Here is a 379-nt window from a genome sequence, read left to right on the forward strand (position 1 = left end):
GCTGTACGCTTCATGATGTATGGAGAGAACATGACAGCAAAAGTATTACTACGGTTTATGAAGCGTCTGATAAAGGATGCGGGACGAAAAGTGTTTCTCATTCTAGACAATCTTCGAGTCCATCATGCCAAGCTGGTAAAGGCATGGCTGGAACGTCATAGAGAAAAGATCGAAGTATTCTATTTACCCGCATATTCACCAGACTTAAATCCTGATGAGAATCTGAATGCGGATTTAAAGGCCGGGATCCGCAGTGCATCACCAGCAAGAAATCAATCGGACTTGGCAGGTAAAGTGCTGGGCCATATGCGGATGTTGCAGAAAAAGCCAAAGAGAGTAGCGAAGTACTTCGAGCATCCGGCTATCCGCTACGCATCGT

The 379-nt window shown here is 45.6% G+C and carries 1 protein-coding gene; it reads left to right on the plus strand.

From position 1 onward, the window contains the following. Nucleotides 1-30: 30 nt before the first annotated feature. Nucleotides 31-379 (plus strand): transposase (locus BGP75_RS21495; RefSeq protein ID WP_233152995.1); only part of this gene is annotated, 349 nt, incomplete at its 3' end.

It is taken from the genome of Motiliproteus sp. MSK22-1 (assembly GCF_001968815.1).
GTDB lineage: Bacteria > Pseudomonadota > Gammaproteobacteria > Pseudomonadales > Balneatricaceae > Motiliproteus.